Origin of the sequence: Geminocystis sp. NIES-3708 (assembly GCF_001548095.1) — a bacterium.
GTDB lineage: Bacteria > Cyanobacteriota > Cyanobacteriia > Cyanobacteriales > Cyanobacteriaceae > Geminocystis.
This window is the reverse complement of record NZ_AP014815.1, coordinates 699,543-716,267: the sequence shown is the minus strand read 5'-3', so window position 1 is coordinate 716,267 and position 16,725 is coordinate 699,543. Positions and strand designations below refer to the sequence as shown.

12 protein-coding genes are annotated in these 16,725 nt (G+C 33.7%); 3 read left to right on the top strand and 9 right to left on the bottom strand.

What is annotated here, in order from left to right; all coding sequences use genetic code 11:
- Positions 1 to 2: 2 nt before the first annotated feature.
- Entirely contained in the window at positions 3 to 389 is a 387-nt protein-coding gene (locus tag GM3708_RS03025) for a hypothetical protein (protein ID WP_066344025.1), read from the bottom strand.
- Positions 390 to 987: 598 nt separating this feature from the next.
- On the opposite strand from GM3708_RS03025, the gene GM3708_RS03020 reads away from it, so the two are divergent.
- On the top strand, positions 988 to 2,268 hold the full coding sequence (locus tag GM3708_RS03020) for a glycosyltransferase family 4 protein (protein ID WP_231933039.1): 1,281 nt from the start codon (positions 988 to 990) through the stop codon (positions 2,266 to 2,268).
- 406 nt (positions 2,269 to 2,674) lie between these two features.
- Here GM3708_RS03020 and GM3708_RS03015 read toward each other — a convergent pair whose 3' ends face one another.
- The 3 genes from GM3708_RS03015 to GM3708_RS03005 form a co-directional block, all read right to left on the bottom strand.
- Positions 2,675 to 3,958, bottom strand: coding sequence for a glutamyl-tRNA reductase (locus GM3708_RS03015; RefSeq protein WP_066344024.1), 1,284 nt, complete (start codon positions 3,956 to 3,958; stop codon positions 2,675 to 2,677).
- A 259-nt stretch (positions 3,959 to 4,217) separates the two neighbouring features.
- The gene (locus GM3708_RS03010) at positions 4,218 to 5,747 is read right to left on the bottom strand and encodes a hypothetical protein (protein ID WP_066344022.1); all 1,530 of its coding nucleotides are present in this window, start codon (positions 5,745 to 5,747) and stop codon (positions 4,218 to 4,220) included.
- 22 nt (positions 5,748 to 5,769) lie between these two features.
- Complete coding sequence (locus tag GM3708_RS03005) at positions 5,770 to 7,038, bottom strand: ABC transporter ATP-binding protein (protein ID WP_066344020.1); 1,269 nt, start codon at positions 7,036 to 7,038, stop codon at positions 5,770 to 5,772.
- 217 nt (positions 7,039 to 7,255) lie between these two features.
- Between GM3708_RS03005 and pyk the strand changes: the two genes are divergently transcribed.
- Entirely contained in the window at positions 7,256 to 9,046 is a 1,791-nt protein-coding gene (pyk, locus tag GM3708_RS03000; RefSeq protein ID WP_066344018.1) for a pyruvate kinase, read from the top strand.
- Between the two features lie 91 nt (positions 9,047 to 9,137).
- Here the strand turns inward: pyk and GM3708_RS02995 are convergent, their stop codons facing one another.
- Together GM3708_RS02995 and GM3708_RS02990 are read right to left on the bottom strand one after the other, a co-directional pair.
- The gene (locus tag GM3708_RS02995; protein ID WP_144439269.1) at positions 9,138 to 9,590 is read right to left on the bottom strand and encodes a hypothetical protein; all 453 of its coding nucleotides are present in this window, start codon (positions 9,588 to 9,590) and stop codon (positions 9,138 to 9,140) included.
- Positions 9,591 to 9,669: 79 nt separating this feature from the next.
- Entirely contained in the window at positions 9,670 to 9,996 is a 327-nt protein-coding gene (locus tag GM3708_RS02990) for a phasin family protein (RefSeq protein ID WP_066344015.1), read from the bottom strand.
- A gap of 419 nt (positions 9,997 to 10,415) precedes the next feature.
- Here GM3708_RS02990 and nadB point away from each other — a divergent pair, with 419 nt between their 5' ends.
- Positions 10,416 to 12,122: an L-aspartate oxidase gene (gene nadB, locus GM3708_RS02985; protein ID WP_066344012.1), complete on the top strand. Its 1,707-nt coding sequence runs from the start codon at positions 10,416 to 10,418 to the stop codon at positions 12,120 to 12,122.
- Positions 12,123 to 12,275: 153 nt separating this feature from the next.
- Here the strand turns inward: nadB and GM3708_RS02980 are convergent, their stop codons facing one another.
- The 3 genes from GM3708_RS02980 to pflB form a co-directional block, all read right to left on the bottom strand.
- Positions 12,276 to 12,932, bottom strand: a complete 657-nt coding sequence (locus GM3708_RS02980; protein WP_066344010.1) for a biopolymer transporter ExbD — start codon at positions 12,930 to 12,932, stop codon at positions 12,276 to 12,278.
- 318 nt (positions 12,933 to 13,250) lie between these two features.
- Positions 13,251 to 13,841 (bottom strand): recombination mediator RecR, encoded by a 591-nt coding sequence (gene recR / locus GM3708_RS02975; RefSeq protein WP_066344008.1) that lies wholly within the window; start codon positions 13,839 to 13,841, stop codon positions 13,251 to 13,253.
- Between the two features lie 303 nt (positions 13,842 to 14,144).
- Positions 14,145 to 16,421 (bottom strand): formate C-acetyltransferase, encoded by a 2,277-nt coding sequence (pflB, locus tag GM3708_RS02970; protein ID WP_066344007.1) that lies wholly within the window; start codon positions 16,419 to 16,421, stop codon positions 14,145 to 14,147.
- Positions 16,422 to 16,725 lie beyond the last annotated feature (304 nt).

Here is a 16,725-nt window from a genome sequence, read left to right as displayed (position 1 = left end):
AATTAAACAACTTCTTTCCGATTTTTATCAATCACCGCACCTCTATAATGAGTAAGACGACTTGGTTTATAGTTAAGAGTTTTATCTTCATTATTAGTAGTACTATAATTAAAACCTCGATAAATTAATGATTTTTTGGTTTTTTGTTGATCTTCATGAATGATATCTTTAGATGCAATTTCTACTTTTTCGACTTTATTTTTATTTTTTTCTTCCATTAAATTTACGTCAACTTCTGTCAACTTGTTAATAGATTTTTGGGTAAATAACATCCCTCCTAGTAAAATACCTAGAAGAATCGGGGTAGGTGCGGAAACTAAACCTATAATAGAAGTAATTAGTAATGCAAAAGCAGATACTGCTAGAACAAGACAAGTAATTAATTCCATAACATTAACCTCTTATATTTATTTATGGATTGAAAAATTTTTAGTTGTAATAACTGGTTGAGTATAACACGTTCTCAAAAGTTATTCAGTATGAAAAATAACTAATTATTATCTTGATATTTTAGTTATCTATATTTTCCAAATAATTAATCATTTTACTATATTTATTGTCAAGATGTTAGCAAATTATTTTAAATTTAAGTATAGAAAAAATTTTCTCAATTACTATCTATAAAATTCATCAAAAAGCAATCTTAAAATTATGAGTATTTTTACTCAGTCATTCACAATAAAGATAATCAAAAAAATAAAAGAAAAAGTTTTGTAATGAACCTAAGACTGAATAGTAACCTGAATTCGATATAAAATTATGGGTGAAGGTGAGACTCTTAAGACTACTAGATTAGAAGACTAGGAGAAAATTCACTTAAACATTATTAAAATTGATTTTCGATAATTATTTATTGAATTTAATTTAGATATTGGGTCATTTTGAGAACAATCCCCTCTGTCTTGCCCCATCAGTTTTGTTTTCTCCTGTCGAACTCAGGTAATAGTAGTGCCGAGTAGGTTTACAATGAACAATTATTGATTATCGATGAAAGAATTTATGTCGGCAAAAAAAACAAAAATATTATTTATACATCCTAATTTTCCTGCACAATTTCGTCATTTAGCGACAACCTTGGGCAAAGATCCCAATTATGAAATAATCTATGCCACTAAACGAGAAGAAGGGCAAATAGATGGAGTCAAAAAGATAATTTATCAGACATCCAGAGAGGCAAGGATAGAGACTCATCATTATGTTCGTAATTTAGAAAATGCTGTTTTACAAGGTCAAGGATTATATCGTGTGGCAACTCAGTTAAAAGACTTGGGTTTCTATCCTGATATTGTATATGGTCATTCAGGGTGGGGTCCGACTTTATTTATCAAAGATATTTTTCCCCGTGCAAAATTTTTATGTTATTTTGAGTGGTTTTATAATTCACACGGTAGTGATGCCGATTTTGATCCGAGTGATCCTCTTTCGGCGGATGATGAAGCAAGAATTAGGGTGAAAAATGCACCTATTCTAATTGATTTGTATAGTTGCGATCGAGGTTTATCTCCGACTCAGTGGCAAAAACAACAATTTCCTCCAGAATTTCAATCGAAAATCAATGTTTTACATGATGGAGTAGACACAGAATATTTTAAACCGAATACTGAAACGAAGCTAGTTGTACCTCAAATTAATTTAGATTTAAGTAATGCTTCTGAAATTATTACTTATGTGGGTAGAGGGATGGAACCTTATCGGGGTTTTCCGCAGTTGATTGAAACTATTGGTATTCTACAAAAACGTCGTCCTCATACTCATTTTGTGATCGTTGGCAATAACCGAGTTGCCTATGGTAAACAATTACCTGATGGTAAAACCTATAAAGATGTAATGCTAGAAAAAGTACCCCTTGATTTAAGTCGAGTTCATTTTACGGGATTATTAGGCTACGATGATTATCTTAAAGTATTGCAAGTATCTTCCGCACACATTTATTTAACCCGTCCTTTTGTTTTATCATGGTCAATGCTAGAGTCTATGGCTACTGGTTGTGTTCTTGTGGCTTCAAGTACTCAGCCCGTACAAGAAGTAATTAAAGATAATTATAATGGTTTATTAGTACCTTTTTTCTCTCCAGAGGCGATCGCTAACAAGGTAGAATATGCTTTAGATAATCCTGAAATTATGACCAAAATTAGAAGTAAAGCAAGAGAAACTATTGTCAAAAACTATAATCTTCAAGACTTATTAAAACAACATTTAGACTGGATAAAAAGTGGCGAATTAAAGAAAATATCCCCTCGTAAAAGTAAAAAAGGTTTTGGTAATTAGAGGTTGCTGATGTTAAGGTTAATTGGTTTAACCCTCACTGTCAAACTCTCTTAACCTGAGTTAGATATAAATTAGTTGGCGAAGATGAGACTAGAAGACTAGGAGAAAATTGATTTAAAAATTATTAAAATTGATTTTCCACAATTATTTATCACATTTTATTCTTTTCAGTGGGTAAAATTTTGTTTGTCATCAGTCTTAAACTTTTATTTCTGAAGGTTTTCCCACCGGGGGGGAGGAGAGCTTTTTTTCTAATAATTGATTTATTAATCAAAAAAATAGACTAAAAATCTTTTACAATCCGATTTTTAACCCTTACCTTTTTGAAAAAAAGAAAAAGCTCTACTTCTCCTTATGTATTATATTTAATTTTTTTGATGTCAAACTGAAGTTTGTTTTGCCTTTATTAACCAAATTGTTCGGTAATTTCAAGATTAAATAAAGTTTGTAAAGTTTGTAAAGCCTTACGTCTTGCTTCTATATCTTGTTGTGCCCTTAATTGCACCATGGGATCATGTAAAATTTTATTGACGATACCCCTGGTTAATGCTTCGATAACTTCTTGATGTTTTTCAGCAAATTCTGAACCTAATCTCGATAAGGCTTTTTCTAACTCTTGTTCTCTGATTTCTTCAATTTTACTGCGCAAACAGCTAATCGTTGGCACTGTTTCTAAAGACTGCCACCATAATTCAAAAGCCTCAATTTCTTCTTCTAACAATACCTCAGCTTCTCTTGCCATTTCCCGACGACTAGCTTGATTTTGTGCGACTACTGCTTTTAAGTCATCTACGTTATAAGATACAATAAAATCTAACTCAGTAACATCACTAGATACATTGCGAGGAACAGAAATATCTACCAACATAATGGATTGAGATACTTGTAATGAAGATAGGTTATTCTTGTGGAGAATCGGTTGAGTAGCCCCCGTACTGGTAAATACTATATCAGATTGACTTACTATTGTCATCATCTCTTCGAGAGAGTGAAGTTGTAAGGTTACTTGGGGAAATTGTTTCGCTAATTCTTGAGATCGACTGACGGAACGATTTACGATTGCAATATTAGAGACTCCTTTAGAAGCTAAATGTTGTACTAATAAACGAGACATTTTTCCTGCACCAATAATACAAACTTTTTGGCAAGATAAATCATCTATTTTTGTATCTACTAACTCTACCGCCGCCGAACTTATGGATACTGCACCAGTACCGATATTTGTTTCCGTGCGTACTCTTTTTCCCGCACTAATAGCTTGTTTAAATAGTCTATCCAATAATCGACTCATACCCTGATATTTTGTTGCTAATTTATGGGTATTTCTTACTTGAGCTAAAATTTGTCCTTCTCCTAAAACGAGGCTTTCTAATCCTGCAGAAACTCGCATTAGATGACGAATTGCATCTTGATGTAAAAGTATAAATAAATGTCTTCTTAATTGTTGTAAAGGAATATGACCGATTTCTGCTAAAAATTGATTAATTTCCTTAACACCTTGTTCTGTTTCTTTGACTACTGCATAAATTTCTAATCGGTTACAGGTGCTAATAATTCCTACTTCTTCCACATGAGGATAAGTAAGAAGATGATGGATAGAATCTTCTATTTTAGGCTCAGGAATACTTAATTTTTCTCTTACCTCTACGGCGGCGGTTTTATGGGAAAGACCTACTACAATAATATTCATTTCGTGATCTTAAATAATCTGGTTACTATAAAAATGCTTTTTAAACAATTCTAATCATTACTGATGATGATGTGTTTGGCAATTTTTTCTTAACTTTTTGCAATGAAACTTCATGAAGAATAAATAATTAAGAAACTAATTATTTTATTGAAAATCAATTTTAAGAATAGTTAAGTCAAGTCAATTCTCTTCCAAGTCTCCTAGTCTTCTAGTCTCCTACTCTTATCTTAGTCAACTAATTTGTATAGAACTCAGGTTATCATGGACTCCATTGAGGTTTAAATCCAGCAATGGGTAATTCTTGTAAGTTTGGCTGTGTTGATTCTTGAGAGGGTAATGTTAATAACCATAGTCGGCTACTCAATATTAATTCAGCAGAGTCAGTTAGTAAATCATCATCGGGTAAAGCGGTTTTTAAGGAGTTTTGAGGTACATCATTTTCTGTGATTAACTGATCAAATAATATGCCAAATCCATCAGGGGCAATGCTAATTTTCATGTCCTGAAATTTGGGTAAAGCGACTAAAGGAATTACATCTCCCGATTGAATATCTATAGCCACAAAGTACGGTTTTTCTTGAAATTCTGTTTCCGTTTCCGTTAATTCTGTGAGTAAACAAAATAGTTGTTTTCCATTACTATTAAATTTACAATCAATAATTGATCCTTCTATATTCAGTAACTCTTTTTCTACTCCCTGATTATTTACATAAAATAAAGAACGAGTGTAACGCAATTGAGCATTATCTTTATTAAAATTAATCATTGCCGCACTATTACCATCAGCAGAAAATGTTAATACTTGACCATATTTGGGCAAAAAATTGATGTTAGATTGATTTTCTTCAGTTCCCACAGGTATAATCGCTATTCCTTCTCCTTGAGCAATCGCAACGGCTTTTTTATCTGGAGTAACAAGAAAATCTCCTCCTTTAGTATTTAGTCTTTGAGGAATTTTCCCCGGTTCAATTTTCCATAAATCAAAATCAGTGGGATCATCATTTTTAATTCTTTGAACAATAATTATTTCACCATTTTTTCCAGCTAAATCAAATTTATTATTTTGATATTCTTCCCCTTCTAAAATTAAGTTTAATTGACCCGGTATTTTTGTTGTTAAATCATTAGATAATCCTGTAGTAACTTCATACAAATCTATTTTTTTGAAATCGCCGTGAGTTTTATTTTCATTCACCGCAGAAAAGATAATTTTTTCTGTATTAGGAGTAAATTTAAAATCGACTACTGTTAAATGCTCAGGAGTCAGAATAGTTTTATTTTGCTTAGTTGAATTATTAAGTATAAGTTTACCACTTTCTTCTTTTTGACTGCCAATGTATGCGAAAGCCCTATCCCTACTTTGAAATTCAGCGATAAATGGCTCTATTTTTGATCCTAATTTTTCTTTTCCTCTAAATTTTTCTTGGGCATTTTTTAATGATAAACGGTAATTTTTACCATAAGGAATAACTTGATTTAAAGTATAAACTAAACGTTTCCCTGACCAACTAATTTTACCATCTAAAGGTGGCTCTATTTCTAAATTTTCTTCAACACTTTCTGGAGACATTGGGCGATCAAAAATTAAAGAAAAACCTTGATCTTTTTCATTGATCTTTTGATTTTCCCAGCTAAATTGTTCTACATGAGGTTGAGTTTTCAATAAACACCCATTTTCATTACAAATTTTACTTCCACCAACTAAAATAACCATCAAAAAACTGAGAAGAGCAATAACAATAAAACAAATTTTGTCTATTGGTTCTCGAAAAAAAGAGGTCTTTATCATAGTTTTAGAATAATTTAAAATTTTATCTAATTATTAAGCTAATATTTCTCTCTTGATAGCAATCAAAAAAATTAACTTTGTCTAATTTGATGCTTAAATTCAATTTATCTCCAATTTTTATTAAGTCATCAGAAAATAGTTTTACTTGCAAATTTTCTCGATTATTTCCCTCTAAATTAACAGTTAAAATAAATTCGTTTCCTAAGGCTTCTACTAGGTTAACTATCACGGGAATTGTTGATGGTGAAGGTTCGGATAAACTAAAATATTCTGGGCGTATTCCTAGCCAAATTTTTTCGTAATTATATTCTTTAAAAACCTCTTGCCATTCTGCTGATAAAAGTAGTTGAAAATGAGAATGAACAATTAAATCTGGTTTTTGATAATTCACCTCCAAAAAATTCATGGGAGGACTACCAATAAATTGTGCTACAAATTTATTCACAGGTTGACGATATATCTCTAAAGGTGTGGCTAGTTGCTGTATTTCTCCTTGGTTCATTATAGCAATACGATCACCCATCGTCATGGCTTCTGTCTGATCATGAGTTACATAAATAGTTGTTATCTTTAATTGTTTTTGTAGCTTAACTATTTGTCCTCGTGTTTCTGTTCTTAATTTAGCGTCTAAATTTGATAAGGGTTCGTCCATTAAAAATACATGAGGATTACGAGCAATAGCTCTTCCTAAAGCAACTCGTTGTTTTTGTCCCCCTGATAGTTGTTTGGGCAAACGTTCCAATAAGTGTTCTATTTGCAACATTTGTGCAACAATGACGACTTTTTTGTTAATCTCTTTTTCACTGTCGGAAAGATAACGCCATTTGGAAGGAAATTTACTGGTAATGACGGTCAAAATTTTATCTAATGGTGTTGATGATACTTGTTGATTCATTCTTCGTAAGCCAAAGGCGATATTATCATAAACACTTAGATGAGGATAAAGAGCATAATTTTGAAATACCATCGCTATATCTCTTGCTTTTGGTGGTAAATCATTAACTATACGATCGCCAATTAAAATTTTTCCTCCAGTAATCTCTTCTAAACCAGCTATTAAACGCAATAAAGTACTTTTACCACATCCAGAAGGACCAACTAAAACCATAAATTCTCCTTCTTGAATTTCAAGATTAATACCTTTTAAAACATGGGTAGAAGAAGAAGAAAAATTTTGTTCTACATCAGGAGAATTAGCAATCACTCCAACTCCTAAAGAAATAGAAGGAGAAAACTTACTGGCAGACGAAAAATAGGTTTTGTAGAGATTGTCAATAATAACCTGTGCCAAGATGAGAATAATCCTAATGAAACAACATCAAAGTGAAATTATAACAAAAAATTAACAATTAGGAATTTAATTCTACTGGTTTAAGTTGCCTACTTTGATAAATAAATTTTCTCACTCAGTGAAACAATGATAATGACACAGAGGTAATTAACGATAATGGAACGAATCCAAAGTAAGATATAATGATCAATCACGTTTTATCAGTAATAAATTGGTGATGTCTGACAAATTTTCCCACCGTACTAAAATTGTAGCCACTGTTGGCCCAGGTTGTGCAAACCCCGAAACTTTACGTCAAATGATACTTGCTGGCGCTAATACTTTTCGTCTCAACTTTTCTCATGGCACTCATGAAGTGCATCAACGTAGTATTCGTCTGATTCGTCAAGCAGAAAATGAACTTAATATACCCATTGGTATTTTACAAGATTTACAAGGACCTAAAATTCGGTTAGGAAAATTTGAATGTGTTTCTGTAGAACTTAAAGAAGGTGATCACTATATTTTAACCAGTAGGGAAGTAAAGTGTAATCAAGAAATAAGTTGTATTAGCTATGAAAATTTAGCAGAAGAAGTACCTGTGAATGCCAGAATCTTAATCGATGATGGTAGAGTGGAGATGGTAGTTAAAGAGATAGATTTAGAAAATAAAGATTTGCATTGTCAAGTGGTGGTAGGGGGTGTACTTTCTAGCAATAAAGGGGTTAATTTTCCTAACGTTTATCTATCGGTAAAAGCCTTAACTGATAAAGACAAAAAAGACTTGATGTTCGGTTTAGATCAAAGAGTTGATTGGGTAGCCTTAAGTTTCGTTCGTAATCCTCAAGATGTATTAGAAATAAAAGACTTAATCAGTAGTGCTGGAAAATCTACCCCTGTAATTGCAAAAATCGAAAAACACGAAGCCATCGAACAAATGGAAGAAATACTTTCTCTGTGTGATGGAGTCATGGTAGCAAGGGGAGACTTGGGAGTAGAATTACCAGCAGAAGACGTACCAATTTTACAAAAACGATTAATTCGTACAGCCAACCGTCTCGGTATTCCCATCATTACGGCTACCCAGATGTTAGATAGTATGGCAAGTAGCCCTAGCCCAACCCGTGCCGAAGTTTCAGATGTTGCTAACGCAATTCTTGATGGTACCGATGCGGTTATGCTTTCCAATGAAACAGCCGTGGGGAAATATCCTGTTCAAGCAGTGGCTACTATGGCAAAAATTGCCGCTAGAATTGAACAAGAAAGAGATAATATTGTTGCACCCTATAATGACAATTTTGATAATGAAAATATTTCAACAGCTATTGCTGGTGCAGTAAGTCAAATTGCGAAAAAACTTCACGCATCGGCAATTATGACATTAACAAAAACTGGTGCAACGGCTCGTAATGTTTCAAAATTTCGCCCTAAAACTCCTATTTTTGCCATTACTCCCCATGTTAGTGTTTCTCGTCAATTACAATTAGTTTGGGGTATTAAACCTTTACTATTATTAGATTTACCCGGATTGCGTCAAGTATTCCAAGCCGCTATCAACGTAGCCAGAGAAAAAGGCTTACTCTATGACGGTAACTTAGTCGTGATGACTGCTGGTACATTACAAGGTGTAGCCGGTTCAACGGATTTAATCAAAGTAGAAATTGTCAAAGGTTTACTTAGTGAAGGAGTAGGTATTGGGCAAGGAATTATTACAGGTAGAACAAAAGTTATTAAAGATGTTAGTCAATTGAGTAATTTTGCTCAGGGAGATATATTAGTAACGAAATCTACCGATAATCAATATGTTGACGCTATGCGTTTAGCAGGTGCAATCGTCACTGAAGAAACGGGAGTGAGATCTCATGCGGCTCAAATCGGTATGCGTTTAGGTATTCCCGTTATTGTAGGGGTAAAAGAAGCAACCCGTTTAATTCGAGATGCTAGTTTTGTCACCCTCAAAATCGAGCAAGGTTTGGTATATCTTGGCACAGATAACGCTCAAGGAGAAGTTGATAGTTTTAATAATTAATCATTAATAATTAACAATTAACAATTATATAAATAGCCAAAGTCATTAATTTTTAGATTCGTTTTGATTGATAAAGTTTTTTTGGATTTTTTTACTCTTGCCAATCAGGACAATTTTCCCCATCCCAACCATAGGGGTGCATTCCGCATACAAGTAAGTTACCATTATAACTTTGACCATGATAATTAGTACAACCGAGACAAGCAGGATTTATTTCTGCGTTAGGTTTGATTTTTGTGTCTTGTAACCATGAATTAAAATCATCTTCATCAAGAAAATAACTGTAATTGTCAACATCATTGAGATAATTATCATCAAGAAATAATTTTAATACTTCTACGAAAAAATCATCTACTTCTGTAAGCAATTCATTCAATTCTATTGTCAGTGTTTCCTCAACTTCTTCTGTTAACTGATTAAATGTTTTTTCCCATTCAGTGCTATTTTTTTGCCAATGTTGGTTCATTTGTGTATAAAATGACTCCAATTCATTTTGAGCAGTATTTAACCAGTCAATTAAATTATTTTCCCAATTATCCATCATTACCAAAGAATAAAAAAGATCTAAACTCTAATGTAGCTTAATTATTAATGGTTGGTGTATTTGATTAATTATTAATTCTTTATTGATCATTTTCATCATCCGTTACTATTTCAATGGTGCGTGGTTGAGGGGGAGAATCAGGATTATCTTTTTTTGTGTCTTGAGATTGAGATTGTTTCAACATTTCATCAACAAAATTACGAGCCTCTTCTGCACTCATTTTTCCTTTACTTACCATATCATCCGCTATTTTTTGTAATTGTTGAGGGAAATCAGGGGTAAGGGCAATTTTTTCAGCTTGTTGCTTTAATTCTTGAAATTTATCATTAGCTTTTTCCACGGCATAACTAGCAATACCGACACCTAAATAAAATGCTTTTTGTAACAAATTTTCTGAATCTGCCATAAAATTATCTATCAAATTAAACTTTCCTTCATTTTAGTCTAAAAATTAAAATAGAAAATAGAGACGATCAAATGAACGCCTCTAATTACCTAGGTTTGATATAAATTCCTTAGCAAAAATGAGACTGGGGACTAGATGTCTAGGATACTGGGAGAAAATTGATTGAAACATTATTCAAATTGATTTTCGTCAATTATTGATCAACTTTATTTTTTTTAGTGGGTAAAATTTGGTATATCACCAGTTTTAAACCTTTATTTTTGAAAGTTTTTTACATCTAACTGAAGTCTAAGTGACTTTAACTTAAACAAGTCAAACATAAAAGTAAAATCTTCTATGGAAATTTTTATTTATGGCGATTTGTATAAATCATTGGGTAAAATTAGCACAAATACACTTCCTGCCAAAAAATCAAAATCTTGAACGAAAAATCCTCTTTCCCTTGTAACTTTGATGTAATAATTATTGGTTCTGGTGCGGCTGGTTTATACACAGCTTTATGTCTGCCAAATCATTTCCGTATTGCGATCATTACAAAAGATAAACTAAAAAAAGGTGCTAGTGATTGGGCACAAGGGGGCATTGCGGCGGCTATTAATCCTGAAGATTCTCCCCAACTTCATTTAGAAGATACTCTCAAAGCTGGTGCTGGTTTATGCGATGTTAAAGCGGTTAAATTTTTAGTAGAAAATGCCGCCACTTCTATTAACTCATTATTACAAATGGGGGTAGATTTTGACCGCACATCAACACAAGGGGATAATCAAAATAGTTCATTAGCGATGACTTTAGAAGCCGCTCATTCTTTTCCTCGTGTGCTCCATGCCGCTGATACAACAGGAAGAGCAATCGTCTCTATCTTAAGGCAGAAAGTGCTAGAAAGTAAAAATATTCAAGTGTATGAACAGGCTTATGCTCTTAGTTTATGGTTAGATGAAAACAAAAATCAATGCCAAGGGGTGAGTTTGCTTCATGAGAATAAAATTCATTGGTTATCAGCAAAAGGCGTTATTTTAGCCACAGGAGGGGGAGGACAAGTATTTGCTCAAACCACCAATCCGAAAGTTAGTACAGGGGATGGAGTAGCTTTAGCATGGCGTAAAGGAGCTATTTTAAGAGACTTAGAATTTGTCCAATTTCATCCCACTGCGTTAAATATTACTAATGCACCTCATTTTCTGATTAGTGAAGCCGTGAGGGGGGAAGGAGCTCATTTAATTGATGATCAAGGAAAGCGGTTTGCTTTTGATTATCACGAAAAAGGAGAATTAGCACCAAGAGACGTAGTTAGTCGAGCTATTTTCAGTCATTTACATAAAATAAGTCAAGATCCTGCTCATGGTAAAGTTTACTTAGATTTACGCCCTATTCCTCATGATCGTATTGAATATCGTTTCCCCAATATCATTAATAAGTGTCAACAATGGGGAGTAGATTTATTTTCTCAACCAATTCCCGTTTCTCCTGCCGCACATTATTGGATGGGAGGTGTCGCCGTTAATCTTAATAATGAAACTTCAATCAAGAATTTATACGCCATTGGAGAGACGGCTAGTACTGGAGTTCATGGAGCGAATCGTTTAGCTAGTAATTCTCTTTTAGAATGTGTTGTCTTTGCCGAAAGTTTCCGTGATTTATCATTAAATTCTAGTGATGAATTAATGTTACGAACAATAAATTATCAAAAGATTAATGATGATTGGCAAGAAGAAATGGACTTAATTACTAAAATCAGAAATGCTTTACCCATCACAGTATGGGAAGGAGCGGGGATTTGTCGTACTGAAGCAGGATTAGAAAAAGCCATCAAAGAAGTAGAACACTGGCATAATCAATTAAAGTTACTCTCAATTTGCCGATTCATAGGCAATATTACATCAGCTCAATCTTACGAATTAATTTCCCCTGTCGCAGAACAACAATTAAAATTAGCAGCAGAGACTTTAAACTTAGTGGATGTTGGCTATTTAATCCTCAAAAGTGCTATCTATCGAAAGGAAAGTAGAGGAGGACATTATCGTCTTGATTATCCCAATACTGATGATAACTGGAAAACTCATACTTTAATTAAAGGGGAAAAATGGAGTACATCACCTGAGTTCGATATAAAAATAGGTGATGACTGACTTAGAAGATAAACACACAGGGAGATTGTGTTTTTTGTGAATTTAATAAAATATTATTTTAACAATGCACAAATATTGGGATTTTTTCTACTTGTTCACTTGTTTTGTCTTCATCATTTTGTTACTTGTGATTTACTTCTTAAACCATTTTAATTATTGAGGAGCAGGAGGTTCAATTGGGATAGGAATTTGAGGAGATGGTTGGGGAGATAATTGAGAGGGAGATTGAATTGGAGGTTGTGAGGAAGGTTGATTAGTACCATAATTAGGGTAATAAGGATTAAAGCCACCATAAGGATCTACAGTTTGATTAGGTGCTTGAGATTTTCCGGGTAAAGTTGCTAAAGCCACTCTTTCTCCCCCTACTTCTTTAAGCATATCTAATACTTCAATGACTTGACTATAACGCACTTCCTGAGAAGCATGAAGTACCATTAATCCACTGGGATTGAGACTATGATAGTTTTTGATTGCACTATAAAGTTGTACTTGACTAACAGGCTGTTTTTCAAGATATAGTTGTCCCCGATTATCTAAACTTACTACCAACATCTCCCTCATTTCTGCCGTGCCAGTCGCCGCTTTTGGAAGATTCAAACTAATGGCTTGTTGGCGAGAAAAACCTACAGCTGCCAAAATGAAAAACGTTAAAATACAAAAAATAACGTCAATCATTGGTACAATTTCGATTCTGACTTCTTGCTCACTAATATCTTGCCATAATTTAAAAGGTTTGACAGGATGTTTTCCATGATGAATATGATGTCTTTTTTTTTCAGTTACCTTTGATTCTGCGGATAATTGAGTCATAAGAGCTTAATTGTTGAAATGTTTAACGTTTAATCTAATCTTGACGATGGTTTTCTGATTGCCATTTTAGCGCGATCAATTCTTTTATTTTGTTATCGCTATAAAGAAATTGGGGAAAGACTCAATGATAGCAAAAAAAATATTCTAGGAAACCTCGTGAATATATTGACAAGGCTTGAATATTTACGTTACAATTATTATTAATTGTTAATTGTTAATTGTCTATTAAGCTCTCCCCGCAGTACTCTCCGAAGTTACTCCCCCTTTTTGGGGGTTGGGGAGCTTTTAGTATGTAAATTTATCGGCTAAAGGCTTTATTTAAAGATCTCTACGTCCTTCTAATGCTCTTGCCAAAGTGACTTCATCTGCATATTCCAAATCTCCTCCCATGGGTAAACCAAAGGCAATGCGAGTGACTTTTGTAAATGGTTTTAATAGTTGACCGACATATAAAGTAGTGGTTTCACCTTCGATACTAGGACTGATTGCCATGATTACTTCTTCAATCTTTCCCTGTGCCATTCTTTGAATTAAAGGTTGAATATTTAATTGTTCGGGTGTAATTCCATCCATCGGGGAAATAACCCCTCCTAAGACATGATATAAACCTTGATATTCTCTGGTTTTTTCTAAGGCTATGACATCTTTAGAATCTTCTACTACACAAATAAGATTTTGATTTCTACTGGGGTTACGACAAATTTCACAAATAGGATCAGCAGATAAATGAAAACATTTTTGACAAAAACCGACTCTTCTTTTTGCGTCAAGAATAGCTTGGGCTAAAGCTTCAGCATCTTTATCTGCACGTTTAAGGATATGAAAGGCTAATCTTTGTGCACTTTTTGGTCCGATACCGGGTAATTTTTGTAATTGTTCGATTAATCGTGCTAATGGCGGGGTAAAAATGATTTTTAGTCTCCTTTTATGATTATTATTTATTGGTTACTGATAATTAATCTATATCTTTTGCGACTTATTTTCTCTTATAAAGTGAAAAGATTTTTATCATCATATTTACTGTATTAAATAATAAAAAGAGGATTTGTCAAGACCCCAGCTCCATAGAAGAAAAATGGCGAAAACAAATTGACAGGTAGAAAAATGCTAAATCTTTGTGCTTTTTTGAAATAATTTTCTTGATTTACAAAAGGCATCATCTCCCTGCCATAAAAGTTCCGTCTTTTACTATTTTTATAGTTAAATCAGTTACTATAGTTGTTCGTGAAAGGTTCGGTTAATTACATCTAACTGTTGTTCACGGGTTAGTTTAATGAAGTTAACAGCATAACCTGAAACACGAATGGTTAATTGTGGATATTGTTCTGGATGATCCATGGCATCTAATAAGGTATCTCGATTAAAAACGTTAACATTTATATGATGACCCGTATTATGAAAATAACCGTCCAAAATTCCTGCTAAGTTTTTAATGCGCATTTCAGAAGTTTTACCTAAAGCATTTGGTACGATAGAAAAAGTATAGGATATACCATCTTGAGCGTGCTCGTAAGGTAATTTTGCGATGGATTCCATAGAGGCGATCGCACCTTTTATATCACGTCCGTGCATAGGATTTGCACCAGGGGCAAAAGGTTCACCTGCTTTACGTCCGTCGGGAGTACTACCAGTTTTTTTACCATAAACCACATTAGAGGTAATGGTTAAAACTGATTGAGTGGGAGTTGCATGACGATAGGTTTTATTTTTGCGAATTTGGTTCATGAATTTTGTCATTAACCCAATAGCAATACTATCAACTCGATCATCATTATTTCCGAATTTAGGATAATCCCCTTCAACTTCATAATCAACGGCTAAACCTGCTTCATTGCGAATTATTTTAACTCGACTATATTTAATGGCAGATAAAGCATCAGCCACGACTGATAAACCAGCAATACCACAAGCCATTGTACGATAAACATCTCGATCATGTAATGCCATTTCTAAACGTTCATAAGAATACTTATCGTGCATATAATGAATAACATTAAGAGTGTTAACGTATAATTTTGCTAACCATGCCATGAGTAAATCAAATTTTGCGGTGATTTCTTCATATTCTAAATAATCTCCTGTAATGGGTGCGTAAGCGGGAGCAACTTGTACTCCACTATTTTCATCTTTGCCACCGTTGATGGTATAGAGTAAAGCCTTGGCTAAATTGACTCTTGCTCCAAAAAATTGCATTTGTTTACCAATTTTCATCACAGACACACAACAGGCAATACCATAATCATCCCCATAGTCAGGGTGCATCAAATCATCATTTTCGTATTGAATAGAGCTGGTATCGATAGAAACTTTAGCACAATAATGTTTAAAGCAGGTCGGCAATCTTTCTGACCATAATACCGTTAAATTGGGTTCAGGTGCAGGACCTAAGTTATATAATGTGTGTAAGAAACGGAAACTATTTTTAGTTACTAAAGCTCTTCCATCTGCACCCATACCACCAATTACTTCTGTCACCCAAACGGGATCAGCCGCAAAAAGTTGATTATATTCAGGAGCACGCAAAAAACGAACCATACGTAACTTGATCACAAATTGATCAATTAATTCTTGAGCTTGGACTTCAGTGATAATACCATTTTTGAGATCTTTGGTAATATAAATATCTAAGAAAGTCGAAGTACGACCAAGAGACATTGCTGCACCATTTTGTTCTTTTACGGCGGCAAGATAAGCAAAATAAGTCCATTGCACCGCTTCTTGAGCTGTTGTTGCAGGTATGCTGATGTCAAAGCCATAACTCAAAGCCATTTCTTTTAACTCATTTAAGGCTTGAATTTGTTCAGTAGTTTCCTCTCTCAAGCGAATAGTGTCTTCATCCATGATGTCATTTTCGAGAGAAAGTAGCTGTGCTTGTTTATCATTGATCAGAAAATCGACACCATATAAAGCAACTCGACGATAATCACCGATAATACGTCCCCTACCATAAGCATCAGGTAAACCAGTTATAATACCAGATTTGCGAGCTTTTCTCATGTCGGTAGTATAAGCGGAAAAAACACCGTCATTATGAGTTTTACGATATTTTGTGAAAATTTCTTCCGTTTGAGGATCTATGTCATAACCGTAAGATTTCAAAGATGTAGCAACAACTCTGATACCACCATAGGGCATAATTGCTCGTTTAAGGGGTTTATCGGTTTGTAAGCCAACTATTTTTTCTAAGTCTTGATTGATATAACCGGCAGAATAAGCGGTAATACTAGAGGGAATTTTAGTTTCAGCATCTAAAACACCTTTTTCTCTTTCTTCTTTCATTAATAGTTTAACTTCTGTCCATAGACTATTAGTAGTAGAAGTAGCATCTGTTAAAAAAGATTCATCACCAGTATAAGGGGTATAATTTTTTTGAATAAAATCTCTGACGTTAACTTCCTTTGTCCACTGACCGATTTTAAAGCCTTGCCAAGCCTGATTAAACGGAGTTTGTGTAGGGTTATTTGTGGTTTTTTCTGTAAGATTAACCATCAGTTATGATCTAGTATTTTGTTTTGATGTACTAGAGCCTCCTTACTTATTATTATAACTCATTGAATAAAGCTCCAATATAATTTTTATCATTGAGCCTATTGCCTTTTCTTCTTATTTGCACCCGATTACATCAGGATTAACCTTACATTTGAGAGAAATTTGATATTAGCTTAGGACGATTACCATCTCCACTTTTCGGTGGGAGCGTTTCTTGTACTGAGAAAGAATTCTCTCGTTGCAACGACTTCAATCGAGATAATTAAGTGTTTGTCTCATCCAATAAATTCTGCATTATTTTGAC